This window comes from Actinomadura rudentiformis (assembly GCF_008923185.1).
Taxonomy (GTDB): Bacteria; Actinomycetota; Actinomycetes; order Streptosporangiales; family Streptosporangiaceae; genus Spirillospora; species Spirillospora rudentiformis.
In genome coordinates this window covers 18416-39026 of sequence record NZ_WBMT01000014.1, presented here as the reverse complement: position 1 = coordinate 39026, position 20611 = coordinate 18416, and the positions used below count along the sequence as shown (strand labels likewise).

Below are 20611 nucleotides of genomic sequence, written 5' to 3'. Positions count from 1 at the left end.
TGCCGCGTCAGGAAGTGTGATGCGTCACAGCGCTCGCCACGGTCCTCATCGCATGGTGAGCGTGATGGTGGAGCCGCGCAGGTAGACGGCGCCGGGACGTGGTTGCTGGCCGGCCACGACGGTGCCCGTGTTGGCCAGGGTGATCTGGAAGCCCAGCATGGCCGCGGTGCTGCGCGCCTGCTGCTCGCTCACCCCGATGAAGTACGGTACGGCGACCTCTTTGCCGGTGATCGAGCCGCCCTGGCCCGCGGAGACGTAGAGGGTGACCGGGGCGTCGGACCGCACGGTGGTTCCGCCTGCGGGGTAGCTGCGTACGACCAGTCCCGCCGACTGCGAGGACGGCACGCGGATGACCGCGCCGAGCGGGATCTTGCGCGCCGCGAGCTGGCCGATGGCGGAGGTGGTGCTGAGGCCGGTCACGGCCGGGAGAGTGACCGGCGGGGCAGTGGAGGTGCCGGTCGGGGCGGGGCTCGGGGGCGGCTCCTGCCCGCCCGGGGTGGCCTGCGCCTGGCCACCGGCCGGGGGCCTGGAGGCGCTCGGCGACGTGCCGCCCAGGAGAAGGGTGAGCCCGAAGACGCACGCCACGGCGACGCTCATGATGCCGGCCATGAGGACCATGGCACGCACCGACATTTCGGGCTCGGTGTGGTCCGGTGGCGGCTCCGCCGTGACGGCGGGACTCACTCGGGAACCGGCGACGGGCACGTCCGGGGCCTGCGCCGGCCCGCCAGGCCTTTGCTCGGGCATATGCTGCCCCCATCCTCTGGCGGGGTCTGAACCCCCTCTTGTTCGATGGGACGCCCGCTCACGGGCCGGAGTTCGCCCCACCCCCGTTTAGGCATATACCCGGCCAAGCCGATCAACCTCAGGAGCCGATCAACCTCGGGGGCCGGTCATCCCCACGGGAGTTTCGCGGCCGCGACGACCACCGACGCCGTCAGGGCAGCGATCATGAGCACCGAGAGGCCGGCGAGCACGGCCCAGCGGCCCAGCTGGTATCCCAGCGGCACCCGCGAGGCGTCCCGTCCCCGGACCGGCCAGGGGGAACGAAGCGGAGCCGTCCCGGGCACCTCGCCGGCCGCCGGCGTGGCCGGACGGTCCGCGGACGCCCCGTTCACCGGCAGGCCCGACACCCATCCCAGCAGACCGGCGACGTCGGCCGGATCGGTCGCCAGCCCGGAGCCGAGATACCGCACGTGGCCGGCGACCTGGTCGAGCGTGCGCACGGTGTTGCCGAGCCCGACCTCGCCGAGCCACCCGCGCAGGTCGGCGCCGTTGAGCAGCGGCCGTCCGATCTCGGTGCGCTCCAGCAGGTCGGTCTTGGTGACGACGACCGCCACCCGCCGCTGCCTGCCGCGGTCGGGGCGGGAGCGCAGCTCGTTGAGCACGCGCTGCAACGTGTCGGCGGGGTCCTCCTCCGACGAGGCGGCGGATCCCTCCACGACCCCCCGCTCGTCGTCGGTCAGCGACCGCCTGACCTGCGGGAGCGCGAACGGGTCGACGACGAAGAGCAGGGCCTCGCCGTGATCGAGATAGCGCAGCGACTCGACCTCGGTCGCCCCGGTGTAGTGCTCGCCCGCGGGGTCGAAGAGGTAAAGGATCCGGCGCGCGCGCCCAGGCAGCTCCACGTCCACCATCGTGGCCAGGGGCAGCTCGGGCCCTGTTTTGGCCAGTTGCCCGCCCCGCTGGAACTCCCGGATGGCCCCCGCGTACGCCTGCGCGTGCCGCTGTTCGACGAACGCGAGCCTGCCGTCGACAGCGCTCGCACGGGCGTGCAAGGCCCTGATCCCCAGGAACATGAACGTGGTCTTCCCTGCCGCGGGCCCGCCCACGAACGGCAAGGGCTCGACCCGCACCCGACCGATGCGTTCGGGCAGCCTCCCGCCGCAGTGGGGGCAGTACGCGGCGAGCCGGAAACGCCCCAGCGGAACGGTCGTCGGCAGCCGCGCCCCGCACCGGCACACATGCCGGAACGCCCCGCCGGACCCCGGCGTCAGCCTCGGATGGCGAGCGCCGCATCCCGGGCACTCGTAGACCGGAAGCCCGACCTTCTCGTAGCAGAAGGGATGCGGGCAGGTCTGCAGGATCCGCCCGTAGGCCATGAAGAGCCGCTCGACCGCCGCGAGGACGAGGACGCACACCAGCCAGCCCGCGAGCCCGATGGCGGCGACCACCCCGTACAGCACGGTCAGGGCGACACCCAGGACCACCGCCGGCACGGCCGCCGCCACGATCCCCGCGCACAGCGCCAGCCAGAACGGGAGCGTGAAGAACCCCCACAACCCCCCGAGCAGGAAGGTCTGGGTCAGCAGCGTGAGGGCGCCGAGCGCACGATTCCAGATCCCGGGGACCACCTTGCGGGCGATCGCCCACCAGTCCCGCCATACCTGGGCCAGCAGATAGTGCCGGTAGGACACCTCCGGTGCCGAGACCGGTGACGGGCCGTCCACCGCGATGCGGGCGAGCGTCTGGAAGGCGTGCACGTAGTAGTAGCCGAGGGCGCCGATCGCGGCCCCGATCAGCGTGACCGTGAAGAGGTACGGGAACACGACCACGAACCCGACGTACATGATCGCGACCCAGACGGCGGCGAGCAGCAGGACGGCGATCATCTGCACGGTCAGTCACCCCGCCCGGCGCCGCGCGTCTCGGCGATCAGGTCCCTCAGCGCGCCGCGCAGCTCGCGGTCACCGGAGAAGTGCGCCTCCAGCTGCCGGGACGGCAGGAAGCGCGACAGCGCCGTACGCGCCCACGCTTCCAGAGAGGGCTCCGTGATCCCGCGCATGCGCAGCCGCAGGACGATCTCCACCAGCTCGTTGCGCCGCGCGTTCTCCGCCGATCGCAAGGAGGGGCGCGCCAGGGCCCGGCGGCTGGAGACCGGATCCGCCGTCCACGCGGCGGCCAGCCGGGCACGCACGGTCCCGGACGCGGCGGCCAGCAGCGCAGCCCGGAACCGCGGATCCCGCCGGGCCACCCGCCGCGCCGCTCCGTCGAACGCGGCCTCGGCCAGCCGAGGCGAGGCACCCGCGCCGATCATCGAGCCGAACGCGGCCGCCGCGCGCTCCGGCCGTTCCGCGGTCACCGCGTCGGCGTACGCCTGGACCGCGGCGCCGTCACGTTCGGCACCCGTCCCCGGCAGCAGCGTGCGCGTCCGCGCCGCCAGCCGCAGGGTCGCCGCCTCAGCCAGCGCCGCCGCGTCGCCGGAGGTGGCCGAACGGGCGAACGTGCGGGACGGCAGCACGCTCAACGCCGGGTGTTCGAGCATCGCCCCGGAATGGGCCTCCAGCAGTTCGAGGCACTCGGCGACGGTCGGCGGCCTGGCCCAGACCCGGCTCAACGGCGGGTCGAGCTCCCCGGCGCCACGCCCGATCCGCAGGAGCTCCCCGGTGACCTCGAGGCGCCGATCCCGGCGCCGGTGGCCGACCGAGGCGAGCACCGTGAGCCCGACGGCCGGGGTCGTGGCCAGCCGGTCGGGCTCCTGCTCGAACAGCAGATCGCACGCCGTGTTCGTGAGCACCGCGTGCCGCGTCTTCTCATCGGCGGCGGCGAGGCCCGCCAGCACCCCCGTCAGCAGGGGTTCCCGGGCCCCGGGCGGGCAGGCCGACAGCGCGGTCGGGAGATCCGCGGCCCCGGTTTCGGCTCGTTCGGCCGCGACCGCCGTCACCTCGGCCGGGGACGGCACGGCTCCCGCCCCGGCCGCCACCGCGACCACCCGCACGGCCTCGGTCAGATCGGGTGCCGCCGCCAGCGCGGCGGAGACCTGCGGGGCCAGGCCGTCGTGCGATCCGGCCGGGAGCGCGTACGCGGGCAACCGATCCCGTACGGACGGGTCCGACAGGGCGATCACGGTGGCCCGCAGCGCGCACTGCCCGGCGACATCGCGGGCCCCGGCGTCCCTGGCCCAGTCGTGGATGGCCAGCGCGAGGTCGAACCCGATCGACGGTACGCCGCGTACGAGATCACGCCAGACCCATTCGGGCACCGCACGGCCATGCCGGGTCAGGATCCCCGCGACAGCGGCCTCCTCCTCCGCCGAGATGGCCGCATCGCCCCGGCACAGCGCGAGCAACCCCGCCGCCTGGTCGAGCACGCCGGGATCGACCCGGTCCGGCTCCAGCAGGGCGAGCTCGCCCAGCGCGTCCAGCCCCGCGAAGTCCTGTGCCTGCCAGCACCGCGCCACCGTCCACCCGAACCGCCCCGCCCCCGCCTCCGCACTCGTCCCCGCCCCGCCGGCCGCGTGGCGGAGGTCGATCGACAGCAGGGCTGTGGTGTGGTGCTGCGCGCTTGCCCACACATCCGGCGTCGTGCCCACCAGGCGCTGGGCCGCGCCGCCGGGATCGGCGCTGTAGGTGACGAACGACATCCGGGCCGCCGCCGCGACTGGCAGCGAGTAGGACACCACTGCGATCCAGCGCGCGACCTGCTCGACGTCGTCCGCGACCAGGACGACCCGGCCGTGGCCCTGCCCCAGCACCGCGACCACGGCGTCCATCAGCCGGGCCAGGAGGCCGTACGGGGCGTCCTTGTCGTCGCCAGGGCAGGCCTCGGCGAGCCATTCGGCGAGCATCTCCGGCTCGAACGCGGCGCCCGGGATCAGTTCGTCGAGATCGGGCAGCTCTCCGGCGTCCTCGGGGTGCGGAGACCACAGCGGCGCGCGCCACAGCTCGGCGGGCCGCAGTCCCTCCAGCTCATCAGGATCGGCCACCACGGCGTGGGCGAAGAAGTTGCCGTATCGCCCCGAGTAGTCCTGGCCCAGATAGCGGCACCACAGCAGCAGCGCCCGTTCTCCTGCCCGGTCGTACAGGAACGTGACGGGAAAGCGGCCGAGCTCACCGTCGTCCGGATTGAGCGGAGCGCTGGGCGGCGGCCGGTAGGACAGGTGCGGGGTGACGGCGGCGCGCAGACCCTCGGGCAGGCCCGGAGTCTCGGCGACGAACTGGAATCCGGCCCGGCCGGTCGGCCCACTGCGTGCCGAGGTGTAGTGCAGCTGCCAGGCCACGGGTGCTCACATCCCGGCGGCCCGGCGCCCGAAGCGCCCAGAGCCGGGACGGGCGCCGTCCAGCATCCCGAATCGGTAGAGGAGCCACAACAGCGGATCCTCGGCCCGGTACGGACGCACGCCGCCCGCGCCGACCTTGCCGTCGTGCGGTATCCCGCCGAGCGCCGACAGCCCGAACAGCGCGTACTCCGCGTACTGCTGCCGCAGGTAGAGGTCGAGCCGTCCCGCCTGCCAGTCGTGCAGCATCGCGCGGACCTGCTCGTCCACCGCCTCCCGGTCGTCGAGGTCCAGCACGCCCACGCCGTCGCGCGTCCGTCGCAGCGCCGACTGCTTCAGCAACCCCGGCCGCAACGCGTCGATCTTCGTCAGCGCGACCGCGACCGGCACGCGCAGCCGGTCGCCCGGCTTCGTCCCGTTCCGTTCCCGCAGCGCCTCGGTCACCCGCGCGATGATGTTGATGGGCTCGCTGTCGGGGTCCTCGGACGTCGTGGGCGGCGGCAGCCCGTCGGCGACCTCGGCCCGCGCGCCGGGCAGCTCCAGCGGATCGACCAGGAAGATGATCGCGTCGGCCGCCTCCAGGTACCGCAGATGCAGGTCCCGGACCTCCCGGCTGCGCAGGTCCTCGCCCGCGGTGTCGAACAGCACCAGCGCGAGCGAGTCGTTGCGGCTGCGCGCGAACCGGCCGCCGCCGCGGCTCCGCGTCAGCAGGTAGACCAGCGGCTCGCGCGGGCTGGTCGCCGCGCTCGTCGTGGTCGGCAGGAGCCGCCGCTCCTCCAGCAGGGGCCGGGCGAAGTCGCGCTTGTAGCGTTCGATCGTCCGGTCGTCGCACGCCACCAGGGACGCGTCGAGCTCGGTGCCGACGCGGTTCATGAGCTCGTGGAGGAGCACCGCGATGTAGGTGCTCTTGCCCGCGTTCTTGGCGCCGACCAGGGCCACGATCCGGCCGGGGGAGTCGCAGTATGCGGACGGCAGCGGGTTGTGGCACTCCGGGCAGACGCGGCTCCCGGTCTCCTGGCCGCAGTCCGGGCAGGCGGCGCGGCTGCGGCGCCCGGAGGCGGAGAAGACCGGCGGCAGCGACGCGCCCGCCGTCGACCCCGTGTAGTCGGCAAGCCGCTGGTCCAGAACGGGCGCACAACCGGGCCGGCGTCCCGCCTGCCCCCGGCAGCGGAACCGCACCCGCTGCAACGGCACGACGGCGAAGCAGTACGGGCACGTGACGTCGTCCCTGGCGTGCACACCGGGGAGGCGGGCCTTGTCGAGCATCGTCACCTCGTGACCTGGAGGCGGCGGACCGGGGGATCGCTGAGTTCGATGACATCATCATCGGTGAAGCAGCGCAGCCAATATGGCCCGGACACCTGCGGCAGGGGAAGGGACACCTCCCCTGGAACCGGTATCTCTTCCCACGCGCCGATGGTCTCGCCGTCACCCGCGCGATGCGGCATGACCCGTCCGGTGCGCAGGACGAGCGCCAGCCGGGCGACCCGCAACGGACGGCCGGCGGACAGCCTGATCGTGAGCGAGCGCCGCCATGGCGGGCCGCCGCGTTCGAGGTCGTAGGCGACGACGGTGTGCGCGGTGACCTCGGCGCTCACCGCCGGGCCGGTGACCCGGGAGCCGCCGACCGTGCCGGTCGCCGCCACCTGGAGCTCGACCGGCTCGTCCTCGGGCACCGGCAGCCTGATGCCGCCCTGGGTGTCGTACGCGGCGCGCGTGACGATCTCGCGCTCGGGGGCGGTGCCGACCCGATCTGCGCCGACCCGCTCTGCGCCGACCCGATCTGCGCCGATCAGGTAGGTCAGCTCGACCTCCGCGACGTCCGCCGGCCAGTCGAATCCGACGTGCACGAACGCGCCGCGCCGCTCGGTGACCACGCGGCGCGGCGGCGGCAGGTTGACGTGCCGGTGGTACGCGCCGATCGCGGCCATGTCCTCGGCGACGCTCACCGCGACCAGCCAGCCGCCCGTGCCGGGCCGCACCGCGAGCCCGCCCTTCACCGGCGTGCCCGGTACGCGGCGGCCGGCCTGCCGTACCTCCTCGACCGGGACCAGGGCGCTGCGCGGCCACGGCGGCGGTCCCGTGGTGAGCACCAGTTCGACCGTGCCGTGCCGCGGCGGGTCGAAGCGCACCAGCAACGACTCCGGATCGGCCGGGTCCGGCTCGGCGGTGAGCTCGTACACCGGCTCCGGCGGGGCGCTCGGCGTGACCGACGTCCGGACGCCGGGCGTCACCGCCTCCCGGCCGTCCGCGTCCAGGTAAACGGCGGAGATCCGGTAGTGATGGGTGACGCCGTTCGGCACCCGCTCCTGGAAGCCCTCACGCCCGGCCGCGATCGCCTTCCCGTCCCGGACGACGAGGGCTCGCGCGGCTTCCGGAGGGCACCGCCACCGGCCGGTCACCACGCCGTCGCCAGAGATCAGCTCGACGTCGCGGGGCTCCGGCCGAACGATCACCGGTCCGGCCACGGCGGGCGCCGCGGCGGCCTCGCCCCGGACCGCCACCACCCCGTAGTAGAGCGGTACGTTGACCGGCGGACGGTCGTCGTGCGGACCGGGCAGCGCCTCGCCGTCGGCGGCGTTGCGCGGCGGCCGGTCACGGCGCCGCACCAGGTGGTAGATCACCTCTCCGGCGGTGGACGGGGAGTCCGGCCACGACAGCCGTACGCGGATGTCATCGCCGGTCTCGCCGTCCACGTCGGCGCTCAGCGCGGGCACCTGGCGCGGAGGGAGGCGCCGCTGGTGGTCCGCCGCCCCCGGCAGGTCGCCGACGAGCCGGAGGGCGTCCGCGAGGAGCCGCCAGGCCGTGTCGGGGTCCCGTTCGTGCACGGCGGCCTCGCGCAGGCGGACGGCGGTGGCGACCCGGTGCCGCGCCTCCGCCGCCAGCATGGTGGCCTCCTCGTCGTCCTCGGCGGCCGCGTCGGCCATTTCGGCGGCCGCGTAGACCTCGCCGGCGTCGAGCAGGGCGCGCAGCCGCCCGGCCAGGCCGCCGCCCGGTCCGCTCTCGCGCAGCACGGCGAACACCAGCCGGCGCGCGTCGCCCGGCTCGATGCCCAGATCTTCGAGCGCGTACCGCAGCAACGCCCGCTCGGACGCCCGCTGGCGTAGCCGTTCCCGGAGCCGTTCGGCCAGGTCGTAAAGCGTCAGCTCGGCCAGATCCACATCTGAGCGCAGCGAAGCGAGGACGGTGTCGGCGTGGGTGAGGCTGCTGTCGCGGCTTCGGCGTGCCCACTGCGCGGCGACCGCGGTGACGGCCGAGCCGTCCAGGCGCAGCGGGCCGCCTTCCGAGACCGGTGCGGAGAAGCCGTCCAGCACCCGCATCGGACCGGCCAGCCGTGCCCCGAACAGGAAGTCGGGCAGGTGGCGGCGGCCGAGCACGTCGAGCGACTCGCGCACCTTCCGGTACGCGGCGTACGGCGGCGTGGCGGGCAGCACGTCGGGCTCGCGGATCTCGATCCGGTCGGTGGCGGCCACCGTCTCCAGCTCGTCGCGCCTCACCCCGCCGGCACGTGCGATGCCCTCGACCTCGCCGGGGGTGACCATCCGCAACATCCCCGCCGCGTCAGCGAGCCGGGCGCGGGCCTGCGACATCCGGTGCCGCGTCCGCTCCTGCCCGCCGCGCAGCCGTTCGGCCAGCGGCCGCAGGTCACCGCGGTCGGCGGCGGCGAAGATCGGCGCCAGCTCGCGGTGCTCGGCCTCGAGCCGGTCGATGAGCTTGCGGTACTTCAGCTGCCCGCGGGCTCGCCGCCAGCACTGGCGGACGAGCTTGACCTGCGACGCCACGGTGGCGGCCGCCAGCGGCTCGGTCAGCGCGTAGCGGATCCGCAGGTCCTCGGGCGGCTGGTCGCCGGCCGCACGGGCGGGTTCGAGGACCGCCCGCTTGTAGTCGTCGTCGAAGGTCACCGCGACCCCCCTAAAAAGATTCCAAGGGACCTCAGCTGACCCGCACCCTCGACAGCGCCGTCCGGGACTTCTCGACCTCCTCCTCCGACATCCCGCCGACGTCGATCTTGAGCTCCAGCCGTTCGCCGGTCTCCTTCTCCACGGCGGTGACGTGCAGCAACCCGGAGGAGTCGAGGGTGAAGGTCACCTCGATCGGCCAGCCGGCCTTCTTGCCCTGCGGGATGCGGACGACGCCCGTGGCGATCTCGGTGTTGTCGATGAGCTCGGGGGACTCGACGTTGCCCGCCTGCTCCATCACCCGGATGTCGGCCGAGGTCTGGTCGTCGTAGACGGTGAAGAAGTCCTCGGTCTTGGCGGCCGGGAGCTCGTCATTGGCGTGCACGAGGTGCGCGACGTTCTCGGCGGAGGTCTCGCGGTCGACCACGACGATGCCGAACGCGTGCGACGCGACCGTCTTGATCTGGCGCCCGGCGATCTGCCGCTGCTGCTCGGCCGACAGCCCCGCGCGGCCCGCCATCTCCTCGGCGCGGTCCTGCTCGCCCGCCGCCAGCAGCCGCCGGTAGGTCTCCTCGAACGCGTACAGCGCGGCGCCCTTGGCCACCGCGAGGTCGGGGTCCTGCAACCGCGGCGCCAGCCCCAGCTCGGTCTCCAGCCGCGCCGCCACCACCGGCATCTTCGTGGACCCGCCGACCAGCACCAGGTCGTCGTAGTCGTCGACGCCCTTGTCGGCGGCGGTGGACAGGGTACGGCCGGTGATCTCTATCGTGCGGTCGAGGAGATCCTTGGTCAGCTCCTCCAGCTTCTCGCGGGTGATCTCGATCGTGGCGACCCGGCCGTCGTGCATCACCCGGACGGTGTGCGCGGTACGGGTGGTGAGCGCCTTCTTGGCGTCCTCGGCGTCGCGGCGCAGCTGCTGCTCGGTCTGCTTGTCGTCGAGCGGGTCCCCGGCCTCGGGATGCTCGGTGCGGAACCGCTCGGCGAGGTATTCCACGAGCCGGGCGTCCCAGTCGGCGCCGCCCAGCTCGTGGTCGCCGTCGGTGCAGACCACCTCGATGTGCCCGGAGCGCAGCGCGATGACCGTCGTGTCGAACGTGCCGCCGCCCAGGTCGTACACCAGGATCGTCCGGTCCTGTTCGGGGTTGAGCACGCCGTAGGTGATCGCGGCGGCGATCGGCTCCGACACGATGTCGATGACGTTGAGGCCGGCGATCCGGCCCGCCTTGCGGGTGGCGTCGCGCTCGGCCGCGCCGAAGTAGGCGGGCACCGTGACCACCACGTCGCGCGCCTCCTCGCCCGTGGTGGTGCGCGCGTCGGTGGCCAGCTTGAGCAGGATGAACGCCGACAGCTCCTCGGGCGTGTAGTCGAACCCGTGGATCCTGCGCGTCACGTCGCGGCCCATGTCCCGCTTGATCAGGCTGACCACGTTGTCGGGCGCGAGCACCGCGGTGTCCTTGGCGGTGGCGCCGACGACCACGTTGTCGCCGCTCTCGAAGTAGACGACGGACGGGGTGGTGTCGGTGCCCTCGAGATTGCGCAGGACCGCGGGCCGTCCCACATCGTCGATCGAGGCAATGCAGGAGTAGGTCGTTCCCAGGTCGATCCCGTAGACAGCCATGTCCCTCTCACCAATCGATACCGGGGGCGTGGTGTTCATGGTCCGTGACCGGCGGGCGGACGTCCATCCGGCCCGCGCTCATCGTCTCGCTCCACCTCGGTTTCGCGCAGCGGTTCGCAAGCGCCACGTCCGGCCGTGCCGGACTTGGCGGATTCGGGCGCCGAATCCGCCGCGGATTTTGCCGTGGCTTTGACCGCCGCTCTGGCTGCGGCCTCCGCGACCGTGGGTTTGGCGGCGGTCTCCACCACCGTGGGCTTGGCGGCAGAATTCGCCTTTGTCCGGATGGGTGGGGATGGGGCTGGAGGGCCCTCTGGGACGGCTTTGCCGACGGACACCTCGGCCTTGCGGACCACACGGCCGTCCTGCTCGAAGCCGTCGGTCCGGACCGCGACCACCGTGCCGGCCAGCGCGGGGTCGGTCACGGGCTCGACGGCGACCGGGCGGTGCCGGGTGGCGTCGTACGCCTCGCCCGGCTCGACGGTGAAACGTTCGACGCCGGTACGCGCCAGGGCGTCGGCGACCTCGTCGGCCACGGCGGCCAGCAGCGAGGCGGCGTCCGCGGGCTTGGGCGGCTCGGGCGCCGCCCACCGTTCAGAGCCGCCGCGGGCCAGGTCGTGCAGGCGGTAGAGCGCGGAACGCAGCGGTTCGAGGGTGGCCTGGAGCTCGCCCCGGCGCAGCCGCTGGTTCTCTTCGTGGAGCCGGTCGATGACCGCCTCCCGGTGCGCGGCGCGCTCGTGCTCGCGGGCGAGTTCGCGGTCGAACCGGGCGGCCAGCCCGGCGAGGGCGTCCCTGATCTCGGCCTGGAAATCCGGCGCGGGGTCGCCGCCGGAGATACCCCCGGCGTCCTCCCCCGCGTCCCGGCTGGCAGGCTCATCCCGAGCGGTCGACACGTGCAGTTACCTTAACGGGATGCAACCCGCCGGGATAGCCCCCCGCGCGTGACCTTCCGTTTGGGCTTCCGAGGACATGACGAGCAGTTCCTCGCGCGACTTCTCGACGCTGACACGCTTGGGTAACACCATGGAAATGCTGCTCCAACAGTCTGGGGGAGTCGGGCTAACACAGGAGGTGGCGAAGATGCTGCGGATTCGCGTCCGGTTGCCGGACCGGCCGGGCTCGCTGGGGAAGGTGGCGCGGGTTCTCGGCGTCGCCGGGGCCGACGTGGTGCAGATGGCGGTCCTGGAACGTGACAGCGGCCGCGCCCTCGACGACTTCACGGTCGTCTGGGCCACGGGGGTCGGCATCGACCGGCTCTGTGACGGGCTGGCGTCGATCCCGGGTGTGGACATCATCGGCATCTGGCCCACCGCCGAGCCGCAGGGCGCGTTTCCGGACGCGGCGCTCATCGGCCAGCTCGCCGCCGACCCGCGCCGGGGTCCGGTGACCCTGGTGGACGCGGTGCCGGCGATTCTGAGCGCCGACTGGGCCGGCCTCGTCGCGCAGGGCCCGGAGGGGCCCGTGCTCGTGCACGCCAGCCTGGGCCACGGCTCGATGGTCGACTTGCCGGAGCTGGAGCCGGTCCGGCCCCGGGCGTTCACCGCGCACGACGGCACCCAGTACGCGCTGACCCCGATCGTCGACGCGGAGGGCGCCGAGCTGGTGATGCTGGTGGCCCGGACGGGCGCGCCGCAGTTCCACCGGACGGAGGTCTTCCGGCTGGCGCAGCTCGTCGGCGCCGCCGAGGCCGTGCTGGGGGTGCGGCGGCCGCCCGAGAACGGCGAGCTCGCGGCGGACCTGGTACAGAGTTCTTAACGGGGACGAAACCGGCGAGACGCCTCAAGCGTCTACTTTGGCGGACATGGCACCCGGCGCGGCGGCGCGGTCGCGCCGGGACCATATTGATCGGTGCTCTGACCTGTCCCTTCGGCCATCCCGAGTCTTAGAGTCCAATTCTAGGATTCGTGCCGGTCCTCTGGAGGTCATCGTGGCCGAACTGCTCCGTCCGTTCGCCCAAGCCCACCCCGACGAGCCAGCGATCATCGACGAACGCGGCGCCTCCTCCTGGCGGGAGCTGAACGCGACGACCGACCGGCTTGCGGGTGCCCTGCGCGGCCTCGGGCTGGACGTCGGAGACGCGATCGCGATCCATTCCGGAAACCGCCGCGAACACTTCGAGCTCATGTGCGCGGCCGGGCACATCGGGCTGCGCTATGTCCTGGTCAACTGGCACTGGACGGCCGACGAGCTGCGGTACGTGCTGGAGGACGCCGGAGCCAAGGCGTTGTTCTCCGAGGCGGACTTCGCCGAGATCGCAGCCACGGCCGCCGACGGCCTGGACCTGCGCGCCCGCGTGGCGATCGGCGGGGCGATCCCGGGCTTCACGCCGTACGAGGAGTTCGTGGCGAGCGGGCCGGAGGGCGAACCGGCCGGGCAGAGCATGGGCATTCCGATGATCTATACCTCGGGCACCACCGGGCGGCCGAAGGGCGTCAACCGCAAGCTGCTCGCGGCGGGCGCGCCGATCGAGGTTGCCAAGCTCGTCGGCGACACCTTCGCCGAGATCCTGCTGATCCCCGAACGCGGCCGGTCGTTGCTGGTCGGGCCCGTCTACCACTCGGCGCAGTGGTTGTGGTCGCAGGTCTTCCTGCTCACCGGGCGGCCCGTGGTGATGCGCCGGTCGTTCGACGCGGCCGAGACGCTGCGGCTCATCGACGAGCACGCCATCACCCAGATCCATCTCGTGCCGACGCAGTTCGTCCGCCTGCTGCGGCTGGAGGAGAAGGTGCGAGCCGCGTTCGACGGCTCCAGCCTGGCCGCGGTGTGGCACGGCGCCGCGCCCTGCTCGCCCACGGTCAAGCGGCAGATGATCGAGTGGCTCGGCCCGATCGTGCACGAGTACTACGGCTCCACCGAGGCCTCGGTCAACACGATCATCACCGCGTCCGAGTGGCTGGCCCGGCCCGGCAGTGTCGGCCGCCCGCTGCCCACCACCGAGGTGCATGTCCTGCGCGAGGACGGCGAGCCGGCCAAGCCGGGGGAGCCGGGCCAGATCTGGTTCCGCTACACCAGCGGCGACGACGTCGAGTACTGGGGCGACGAGGCCAAGACCAGGTCCGTGCACCGGCCCGACGGGCTCTTCACCACCGGCGACATCGGCTACTTCGACGAGGAGGGGTATCTCTTCCTCGCCGACCGCGCCATCGACATGATCATCAGTGGCGGGGTGAACATCTACCCCGCCGAGGTCGAGGGCGTGCTGATCACCCATCCGGCGGTCCGCGACGTGGCGGTCTTCGGCGTGCCGGACGATGAGTTCGGCGAGCAGGTCAAGGCGGCGGTCGAGCTGGCCGAGGAGGTCAATCCGTCCGAGGGCCTGGCCACCGAGCTGATCGCGCACTGCCGTGCCTCGCTGGCCGGGTACAAGGCGCCCCGGACGGTCGACTTCATCGAGGAGATGCCGCGGACGCCGACCGGCAAGCTCTACAAGCGCCTGCTCCGCGACCCCTATTGGCAGGGACGCGGCCAGCGGATCTGACGTTCACAGGAGGGCGAGGACGCCGTCGAGGTCGGTCAGGCAGGCGTCGGAGCCCAGTCCCTGCGCGACCGTGGCGGCCGCGGCCGTGCCCCAGCGGGCGGCCTCCAGCAGCTCCTTGCCGTGCTGGAGGGCGGTGATGAACCCGGCGCAGTACGCGTCGCCGCAGCCGGTCGTGTCCACCACGTCGACCTCCAGCGCCGGGAGGCGTTCGACACCGTCGGCCGAGGCGATGAGGCTGCCGTGCTCGCCCAGCGTGACCAGCACCGCGCGGGGGCCCTCACCGAGCAGCTTGCGCGCCGCCCGCACGACGTCGTCGCTGCCGGCCATCGCCATCGCCTGCTCCTCGTTCGGCAGGAAGTAGTCGACGTACGGAAGGAACGCACCAGCGCCGGTGATCAGGTCGGGCATGTTCGACAGCAGGTCCATGGTGACGATCGTCCCGCCGGACCGGGCCGCCGCCAGCATCTCGAAGAAGGCGGGGTCGTTCAGCCCGAACGTGACGTCCGTCCCGCCGAGGTGCACCACGTCGGCCGCCGCCAGCAGGCCGGGCTCGACCGCGCTCGTGGTCAGCGTCAGGTTGGCGCCCGGCACGTGGAACGAGGGCCGGCCGCCGTCCGGGCGGATGGGCAGGATCGAGGCGCTGGTCTGGTCGGCGGTCCGGCGTACGAGGCCGGTGACGTCCACGCCGTGGCGGGTCATCATCGTGACCAGGATGTCGCCCAGATCGTCGTCGCCGATGGCGCCCACCGAGACGACGTCGTTGCCGAGTTTGGCCAGGGCGACGGCCGTTCCGGCCGCCGAGCCGGCCGCGGTCAGCCGGACCTGGTCGACGACGACGGTGCCCTGTCCCGGCGGGATGGCCTCGACCGGGCGGGCGAGGACGTCCACGATGTGCACGCCGAGCGTGACGACGGCCATGACGGTTCTCCCTTGTGATCGTCAGGGCCGTAGCGTACGGCCTGAACATGGTTGAACGTGAGAGGGATTCGCAAATGAAATGTGCCGAGGAGCGGCGGGCGCTGTGCGACATCGGCCGGAAGATGGCCGGGACCGGACTCGTGAGCGGCGCGTCGGGCAACATCAGCGTCCGGGTCGGCGACCTGGTCGCGGTCACTCCGGGCGGTGTGATGCTCGACCGCATGACCCCCGAGGACTGCCCGGTCGTCGACCTCGAGGGCCGGCTGGTCGAGGGGGAGCGGGCACCCTCCTCGGAGACTCCCATGCATCTGGCCCTCTATGGCTGCACCGACGCGGCCGCGATCGTGCACACGCATTCGACGTACGGCACGGTGGTCGCCACGACGATGACGGAGCTGCCGCCGATCCACTACAACACGCTGCTGCTCGGCGGGGTGATCAAGGTCGCCGAGTACGCCACGTACGGCACCCCGGAACTGGCCGCCAGCGTGCGGGCCGCGATGGAGGGGGGCAAGCGCGCGGCCCTGATGGCCAACCACGGCGGCGTGGCCATCGGGAAGGACCTGGACGACGCGTACGAGAACGCCCGGCTGCTGGAATGGCTCTGCGGCGTGTACGTCCGCGCCAAGGCGGTCGGCGAGCCCAGGATCCTCACCGAGGACGAGCTGGTCCAGGTCATCGAGCGCAGCCTCACCCCGCCCGTGTACCCGCGCCGGGACGAACGGTAACCTAGCGCTTGCTAGGTTACCGGGAGGGAGCCCGATGTCCTTCGTGCTGATCGACAAGCCGCGCCCGCACATCACGCTGATCACACTCAACCGGCCCGAACGGATGAACGCGATGGCGTTCGACGTGATGGTGCCGTTCAAGGAGGCCCTGGAGAAGGTCAGCGCCGACAACGGCACCCGGGTGGTGGTCGTGACCGGCGCGGGCCGCGGCTTCTGCTCCGGCGCGGACCTGGAGTCGCCGGGCCGCATCCCGGGCATCGAGGGGCTGACGGTCTCGGCCATCGCGCTGCGTTCGATGGAGTTGCTGGACGACGTCATCCGGGCGATGCGGCGCATGCACCAGCCGGTGATCGGCGCGGTCAACGGGCCGGCGATCGGCGGTGGGCTCTGCCTCGCCCTCGCCACCGACATCCGGATCGCCGCCGAGGGGGCCTACTTCCGCGCGGCGGGGATCAACAACGGGCTGACCGCGAGCGAGCTGGGGTTGAGCTACCTGTTGCCGCGCGCGATCGGCTCCTCCCGCGCGTTCGAGATCATGTTGTCGGGCCGGGACGTGGACGCGGCGGAGGCCGAGCGGATCGGCCTGGTCTCGCGTGCCGTGCCCGGCGACAAGCTGCTGGACGAGTGCTATGAGCTGGCCGAACGCATCGCCGCGTTCAGCCGCCCGGGAGTCGAGCTGACGAAGCGGATGTTGTGGTCGAGCCTGGACGCGGCGAGCCTGACCTCCCACATGGACCATGAGGGCCTCGCGCAGCTGTTCGTCCGCCTCACGACCCGCAACTTCGAGGAGGCGATCCAGGCCCGGAAAGAGAACCGCCCGCCGGAATTCAAAGACTGACGCGCGTTCGAAGACTGACGCGCGTTCGAAGACCGACGCACGTTCGAAGACCGACGCGTGTTCAAGCCTGACGCCGGGGGAGGATTCGTGGCAGGCTGCCGCTGTGCCCAGCCTCGCTCAGGACGTCGCCCGGCGGCGGCTGATGACGGTCCCCGTCGTCCGCCTCGCGACCGTGGACGAGAACGGCCTGCCGCACCTCGTCCCGGTCACCTTCGCCGCCGAGCGCGGCACGGTCTACACCGCGGTCGACCACAAGCCCAAGAGCGGCCGCGACCTCAGGCGCCTGGCCAACATCCGCGCCAACCCGCACGTCGCCCTGCTCGCCGACCACTACGACGACGACTGGGCTCGCCTCTGGTGGGTCCGGGTGGACGGGCACGCCCACATCATCGATGACGCCGCCCGGATGGCCGAGCCGATCGACCTGCTGGCCGCCCGCTACCCCCAGTACCGGGAGCACCGCCCAGAAGGGCCCGTCATCGCCGTCGTCATCGACCGCTGGACCGGCTGGTCCGCCACCCCCGAGACGACCTAGGCGTACCTGGTCGTTCCTAGTCCCAAGCCTGGCCTACACGGGTCAGCTGGTCCGCGTACTCGATGCGGCTCTGCCATTCCCGGGGCCATGCGTCCATGCCTAGGTGAGCGCCCGCGAAGGCGCCGGCCAGGCAGGCGATGGAGTCGGAGTCGCCGGAGCTGGCGGCGCCGCGCGAGATGGCGGAGACGGGGTCTTCGGGGAACAACAGGAAGCAGAGGAGCGCGGTCGCGAGGGCCTCTTCGGCGATCCAGCCCGCGCCGGTGATCTCGCAGGGGTCCGAGTCGCGGCTGCCGCGCAGGAGGGCCGCGTCGAGCCGGTCCAGGGCCTGGAGGCACTCGTCCCAGCCGAGGGCGATGAACTCGGCGGGTGAGGAGGCGCTGGAACGCTTCCACAGGTCACCGAGCCAGCGTTCGTGGTACGTGGCGCGCTGTGCGTGGCAGTGCGCGCGGAGCGCCGCGGGCAGGTCCGCGGGCGACATGCCCTCACGGAGCCACCATGTGGCGAACGCGGTCAGCTCGCTCGCGGCGAGGCCGGTCGGGTGGCCGTGGGTGAGCGCCGCCTGGAGCTGTGCGACAGCGGAACGGGTCTCGTCGGTGAAGCCCGGGACGAGCCCGATCGGGGTGACGCGCATGTTGGCGCCACAACCCTTGGACTCGTGCTGGGTGGCCTCCACCCAGGGAAGCCCGGCGTCCATGCCCCGGCACGCGCGGAGGCACGTGTTGCCCGGCGCGCGATTGTTGTCGGGGTCGTGCAACCAGTCGATGAAGCGGCGCCGCCAGATCGGGGTGATCTGGTCGGGAGTGAACGGGGGGTCGTCGAGCGCGTCCAGCATGCCGCTGGCCACCGCCAGCGCCATCTGGGTGTCGTCGGTGACCAACGCCTTGCCGGGGAGATCGCGAGGGCCGTCCAGGCCGTGGCGTTCATGGATCTGGCGCATGGTCAGGAACTCGGTGGGGGCACCGAGCGCGTCGCCGTACGCCAGACCGAAGATGCTTCCGCTCGCCCGTTTCATCCCGCCATCGTAGGAGCGCCGATCGTCGGGGCGTCAGAGACCCACGAGGTCGGCGAGACGGCTGCGGTGATGGGCGGGCGGGCCGAAGAGCTCCTGTGACGACTTGGCGCGCTTGAAGTACAGATGGGCGTCGTGCTCCCAGGTGAAGCCGATGCCACCGTGGATCTGGATGCTCTCGCCCGCGGTGTGGAAGTACGCGTCGGAGCAGAACGCCTTCGCCAGGGCGGCCGCGACCGGCAGTTCGCCGGGGTCCTCGTCGGCGGTGGCGGCGGCCTGGAGCACCGCGGAACGGGCCGACTCGACCTGGACGAACATGTCCGCGCAGCGGTGCTTGATCGCCTGGAAGCTCCCGATGGGACGGCCGAACTGGTGCCGGACCTTCGCGTACTCCACGGTCATGTCGAGGGAGACCTGCGCGCCGCCGAGCTGCTCGGCCGCCAGGCCCACGGCCGCGATGTCGAGGGTGCGCGCGAGAACCGCCTCCGCACCGCCCTCGGTGCCGGCGAGCCGGGCGGGCACGGCGGCGAAGTCCAGCCGGGCGAGTTTGCGGGTCTGGTCGAGGACGGGGAGCGGTGTGCGGCTGAGCCCGGGGGCATCACCGTCCACGGCGAAGAGGGACAGGCCGAGGGGGGTACGGGCCGCGACGAGCACGAGACCGGCGATATGGCCGTCGAGCACGTAGGTCTTCGTGCCGTCCAGGATCCAGCCGTCTCCGGATCGCCGGGCCGTCATCGTGATCGATTCCAGGTCCCAGCGGTCGTTCTCGGTCCACGCGAGCGTCGCGATGGTGGCCCCGTCGGCGATGCCCGGGAGGAGGTCGCGCTGGGCGCTCTCGTCGCCGGACGCCTGGAGCGCGGTCGCCGCCAGCACGACCGTGGAGAAGTAGGGCGCGCACACGAGCGCACGGCCCATCTCCTCCAGGACGATGACGAGCTCACGGACGCCGAACCCGGACCCGCCGTGCTCCTCGGGGATCGCCAGGCCCTGCAGGCCCAGCTGCTCGGCCATCTGCACCCAGACCGCCGGGTCGTACCCCGTGGTGCTCTCCATGAGACGGCGGACCTCGGCGCCCGGTGACTTGTCCGCGAAGAACCTGCGCAGCGCGCCGCGCAGCTCCTCCTGCTCCTCGGTGACGACGAGCCTCATCCAGGCCTCCCCTGTAGCCAACCTGACGCTTGCTTGGTTGATTGTGCCGTACGGGGTGGCCCGGGGCCAGCGTCAGGGTGCCCAGTCGTGCGGGCCGAGGGTGAAGCCCTTGGCGGTGGAGTGCACGTGGTTGGCGGAGACCAGGTGGCTCAACGCCGCCCAGATGTCCTCCTCCGGGCGGTCGATGAGGTTCCGCAGCGTCTCGATGTTGGCCGCGCCGCCGGCCTTGTCGATCTCGGCGACCGTTTCGTAGACGTAGAGCTCGAAGTCGGAGAGCTCCTGAACGTCGGCCCGTTTGTCTTCCATGCCCGACACCTTCCCGTTTCTACGGGAGTCCATCCGCCGGGCATCGGTCCATCACGGGCATCAGCCCATCCGCCGGGCGCCGCGTTCAGCCGTAGCGCTTGAGCTCGTGGAAGAAGCCGGGCACGGTCTGCAGGTCCCCGGCGGCGGTGACCTGGTCGTAGACGTAGCGGGCGACGGCGAGGTCGAGGACGCCGAGGCCGAACGGGGAGAACACCACCGGCGTGCCGGCCGGCGGCGTGATCGCTCCGGTGAGGACGTCGTAGAGCGTCCCGGCGACGAAGTCGCGGTGGCCCACCCGCTGCTCGGCCAGGTGCGGGGAGGTGTTGGCCTTCATGCAGTGCTCGACGTCGTCCACCACGTTGTAGGACGACAGGATGATCTCGGGGGAGAGGTCCCGCAGCGAGACGTGGAGCACGAGCGGGTTGTGCCCGAACCAGGCCGGGTCGGTGACGTGCGGCTCGCCGGCCACGGTGGCGAAGACGATCAGATCGGACGACCGGACGAGGTCCTCGGCCGACTCGTGGATCGTGATCGTGCCCTTCTCCGAACGTTCGAGGTAGCCCTTGAAGCCCTCCGCGTGCTCGCGTGACAGGTCATGGACGCCCAGCTCGTCGAAGGTGAAGCCGTTGCCCGCGAGATAGGTGTGGATGTAGCGGGCGATCAGGCCGACGCCGAAGAACCCGACCCTGCCCGGGCGCACGCCCCGGCGGGAGCTGAGCTCGGCGGCGGCGAGCGCCGCGGAGGCGGCCGTCCGGGCGGCGCTGATGATGGAGCTCTCCAGGCAGGCGAACGGGTAGCCCGTCCCGGTGTCGTTGAGGATCAGCACGGCGGACGCGCGTGGGATCCCCGCCTGCACGTTCTCGGGGAAGCTGGAGATCCACTTGATGCCGTGCACGTCCACGTCGCCCTTGACCGAGGCGGGCAGCGCGATGATCCGCGACGACGGGCGGTCGGGGAAGCGCAGGAAGTAGGAGTCCGGGTTGACGGTCGCGCCCTCGCCGTGCAGCCGGTAGGCGGCCTCGATCATCCGGGTGACCTGGTCTTCCCGGCCGGTGATCGCCTCGTGTACCTGGGCGCCTGAGATCACGGCGAAGGAGGGGGGCTGCGTCATGGTCCGTCGAACTCCGAGAACGTGAAAGG

17 protein-coding genes are annotated in these 20611 nt (G+C 72.3%); 5 read left to right on the top strand and 12 right to left on the bottom strand.

What is annotated here, in order from left to right; all coding sequences use genetic code 11:
- Positions 1-45: 45 nt before the first annotated feature.
- The 7 genes from F8566_RS27755 to grpE form a co-directional block, all read right to left on the bottom strand.
- A complete protein-coding gene (locus F8566_RS27755) occupies positions 46-747 on the bottom strand; it encodes a PASTA domain-containing protein (RefSeq protein ID WP_151564792.1) in 702 nt (233 codons plus the stop codon).
- Positions 748-893: 146 nt separating this feature from the next.
- The gene (locus F8566_RS27750) at positions 894-2612 is read right to left on the bottom strand and encodes a TRAFAC clade GTPase domain-containing protein (protein ID WP_225993618.1); all 1719 of its coding nucleotides are present in this window, start codon (positions 2610-2612) and stop codon (positions 894-896) included.
- Positions 2613-2620: 8 nt separating this feature from the next.
- Entirely contained in the window at positions 2621-4999 is a 2379-nt protein-coding gene (locus F8566_RS27745; protein WP_151564790.1) for a GAP1-N2 domain-containing protein, read from the bottom strand.
- A 6-nt stretch (positions 5000-5005) separates the two neighbouring features.
- Complete coding sequence (locus tag F8566_RS27740) at positions 5006-6262, bottom strand: TRAFAC clade GTPase domain-containing protein (RefSeq protein WP_151565002.1); 1257 nt, start codon at positions 6260-6262, stop codon at positions 5006-5008.
- Between the two features lie 2 nt (positions 6263-6264).
- Positions 6265-8898, bottom strand: coding sequence for a hypothetical protein (locus F8566_RS27735; protein WP_151564789.1), 2634 nt, complete (start codon positions 8896-8898; stop codon positions 6265-6267).
- 31 nt (positions 8899-8929) lie between these two features.
- On the bottom strand, positions 8930-10513 hold the full coding sequence (locus tag F8566_RS27730; RefSeq protein WP_151564788.1) for an Hsp70 family protein: 1584 nt from the start codon (positions 10511-10513) through the stop codon (positions 8930-8932).
- Positions 10514-10548: 35 nt separating this feature from the next.
- Entirely contained in the window at positions 10549-11403 is an 855-nt protein-coding gene (gene grpE, locus F8566_RS27725) for a nucleotide exchange factor GrpE (protein WP_151564787.1), read from the bottom strand.
- Positions 11404-11590: 187 nt separating this feature from the next.
- Between grpE and F8566_RS27720 the strand changes: the two genes are divergently transcribed.
- Positions 11591-12265 carry an ACT domain-containing protein gene (locus tag F8566_RS27720; protein ID WP_151564786.1) on the top strand — a complete coding sequence of 225 codons (675 nt, stop codon included), beginning with the start codon at positions 11591-11593 and terminating at the stop codon, positions 12263-12265.
- Between the two features lie 172 nt (positions 12266-12437).
- A complete protein-coding gene (locus F8566_RS27715; protein WP_192809887.1) occupies positions 12438-13988 on the top strand; it encodes an AMP-binding protein in 1551 nt (516 codons plus the stop codon).
- A 3-nt stretch (positions 13989-13991) separates the two neighbouring features.
- Here the strand turns inward: F8566_RS27715 and F8566_RS27710 are convergent, their stop codons facing one another.
- The gene (locus F8566_RS27710; protein ID WP_151564784.1) at positions 13992-14906 is read right to left on the bottom strand and encodes a carbohydrate kinase family protein; all 915 of its coding nucleotides are present in this window, start codon (positions 14904-14906) and stop codon (positions 13992-13994) included.
- A gap of 74 nt (positions 14907-14980) precedes the next feature.
- On the opposite strand from F8566_RS27710, the gene F8566_RS27705 reads away from it, so the two are divergent.
- The 3 genes from F8566_RS27705 to F8566_RS27695 all read left to right on the top strand — a co-directional run bounded on the left by F8566_RS27705 (position 14981) and on the right by F8566_RS27695 (position 17007).
- A complete protein-coding gene (locus tag F8566_RS27705) occupies positions 14981-15634 on the top strand; it encodes a class II aldolase/adducin family protein (protein ID WP_151564783.1) in 654 nt (217 codons plus the stop codon).
- Positions 15635-15668: 34 nt separating this feature from the next.
- Positions 15669-16472: an enoyl-CoA hydratase gene (locus F8566_RS27700; protein ID WP_151564782.1), complete on the top strand. Its 804-nt coding sequence runs from the start codon at positions 15669-15671 to the stop codon at positions 16470-16472.
- 103 nt (positions 16473-16575) lie between these two features.
- A complete protein-coding gene (locus tag F8566_RS27695; RefSeq protein ID WP_225993587.1) occupies positions 16576-17007 on the top strand; it encodes a TIGR03668 family PPOX class F420-dependent oxidoreductase in 432 nt (143 codons plus the stop codon).
- Positions 17008-17023: 16 nt separating this feature from the next.
- Here the strand turns inward: F8566_RS27695 and F8566_RS27690 are convergent, their stop codons facing one another.
- From F8566_RS27690 to sbnB, 4 genes are all read right to left on the bottom strand, one after another.
- On the bottom strand, positions 17024-18019 hold the full coding sequence (locus F8566_RS27690) for an ADP-ribosylglycohydrolase family protein (protein ID WP_151564780.1): 996 nt from the start codon (positions 18017-18019) through the stop codon (positions 17024-17026).
- A gap of 33 nt (positions 18020-18052) precedes the next feature.
- Positions 18053-19165 (bottom strand): acyl-CoA dehydrogenase family protein, encoded by a 1113-nt coding sequence (locus F8566_RS27685; protein WP_151564779.1) that lies wholly within the window; start codon positions 19163-19165, stop codon positions 18053-18055.
- Between the two features lie 72 nt (positions 19166-19237).
- Complete coding sequence (locus tag F8566_RS27680) at positions 19238-19471, bottom strand: hypothetical protein (RefSeq protein ID WP_151564778.1); 234 nt, start codon at positions 19469-19471, stop codon at positions 19238-19240.
- 85 nt (positions 19472-19556) lie between these two features.
- Positions 19557-20582, bottom strand: coding sequence for a 2,3-diaminopropionate biosynthesis protein SbnB (sbnB, locus tag F8566_RS27675; RefSeq protein ID WP_151564777.1), 1026 nt, complete (start codon positions 20580-20582; stop codon positions 19557-19559).
- Positions 20583-20611 lie beyond the last annotated feature (29 nt).

Excerpts from the sequence above, each read along its gene's own strand:
- F8566_RS27755 (WP_151564792.1), bottom strand. The coding sequence starts at position 747 with ATGCCCGAGCAAAGGCCTGGCGGGCCGGCGCAGGCCCCGGACGTGCCC.
- F8566_RS27750 (WP_225993618.1), bottom strand. The coding sequence starts at position 2,612 with ATGATCGCCGTCCTGCTGCTCGCCGCCGTCTGGGTCGCGATCATGTAC.
- F8566_RS27740 (WP_151565002.1), bottom strand. The coding sequence starts at position 6,262 with ATGCTCGACAAGGCCCGCCTCCCCGGTGTGCACGCCAGGGACGACGTC.
- F8566_RS27730 (WP_151564788.1), bottom strand. The coding sequence starts at position 10,513 with ATGGCTGTCTACGGGATCGACCTGGGAACGACCTACTCCTGCATTGCC.
- F8566_RS27720 (WP_151564786.1), top strand. The coding sequence starts at position 11,591 with ATGCTGCGGATTCGCGTCCGGTTGCCGGACCGGCCGGGCTCGCTGGGG.
- F8566_RS27710 (WP_151564784.1), bottom strand. The coding sequence starts at position 14,906 with ATGGCCGTCGTCACGCTCGGCGTGCACATCGTGGACGTCCTCGCCCGC.
- F8566_RS27705 (WP_151564783.1), top strand. The coding sequence starts at position 14,981 with ATGAAATGTGCCGAGGAGCGGCGGGCGCTGTGCGACATCGGCCGGAAG.
- F8566_RS27700 (WP_151564782.1), top strand. The coding sequence starts at position 15,669 with ATGTCCTTCGTGCTGATCGACAAGCCGCGCCCGCACATCACGCTGATC.
- F8566_RS27690 (WP_151564780.1), bottom strand. The coding sequence starts at position 18,019 with ATGAAACGGGCGAGCGGAAGCATCTTCGGTCTGGCGTACGGCGACGCG.
- F8566_RS27685 (WP_151564779.1), bottom strand. The coding sequence starts at position 19,165 with ATGAGGCTCGTCGTCACCGAGGAGCAGGAGGAGCTGCGCGGCGCGCTG.
- F8566_RS27680 (WP_151564778.1), bottom strand. The coding sequence starts at position 19,471 with ATGGAAGACAAACGGGCCGACGTTCAGGAGCTCTCCGACTTCGAGCTC.
- sbnB (WP_151564777.1), bottom strand. The coding sequence starts at position 20,582 with ATGACGCAGCCCCCCTCCTTCGCCGTGATCTCAGGCGCCCAGGTACAC.